Here is a 560-nt window from a genome sequence, read left to right as displayed (position 1 = left end):
GAGAGCACTTCTGCCCCTCGAACAGGGGGCGGAACATCAGCCTGCGCGCCGCTTCCGCGCCCGGTCAAGGCTCGACACCTTGCCTGCGGATGCGACCGACTCCACAGACTTCTGATAGGCACCCCTCGGACCCCGATACTGGGGCCGTCGACCCTCCACGTCCGGCAACCGCAGCGCCGCCAGCAGCTGCTTGAGGACCGTGGCCGTCGCGTTCGCCTCACGCAGCGCCGAGTTCACGACCAAGCTGGACACTCCGTTACCGTCCGTCTCAATCGACAGCAGCACGTCATGCTTGCCACGGATCGCCGCATCCAGAGAATCGAGCCGATCCTTTGCCCGGCACGCCTCCTCCAGTTGCACCAACTGCTCCGGCGTCAGCTCGAACACGTCCGCCACGCCACGCCACAAAGCACGCCCACCATCCGCCAACGAGGCTGGACACGGGGCCGGGATATGGGGCTCGTCAGACATGCTCAACACCTCCAGCGTCGCGCCGATATGCATCTGGTGGTATCGCACCACCAGAGAGAATGGTTTTCAGGCCCTGTAGACTGCGAGAC

At 64.8% G+C, this 560-nt stretch carries 1 protein-coding gene; it reads right to left on the bottom strand.

Going from position 1 to position 560, the window contains the following annotated elements; all coding sequences use genetic code 11:
- Nucleotides 1-36: 36 nt before the first annotated feature.
- A complete protein-coding gene (locus tag ACTNDJ_RS08965; protein WP_441036951.1) occupies nucleotides 37-471 on the bottom strand; it encodes a hypothetical protein in 435 nt (144 codons plus the stop codon).
- Nucleotides 472-560 lie beyond the last annotated feature (89 nt).

It is taken from the genome of Collinsella sp. HCP3S3_D1, from assembly GCF_052064015.1.
Lineage (GTDB): Bacteria > Actinomycetota > Coriobacteriia > Coriobacteriales > Coriobacteriaceae > Collinsella.
The sequence above is the reverse complement of the archived record's forward strand: the minus strand, read 5'-3'. Positions and strand labels throughout refer to the sequence as shown.

Excerpts from the sequence above, each read along its gene's own strand:
- ACTNDJ_RS08965 (WP_441036951.1), bottom strand. The coding sequence starts at position 471 with ATGTCTGACGAGCCCCATATCCCGGCCCCGTGTCCAGCCTCGTTGGCG.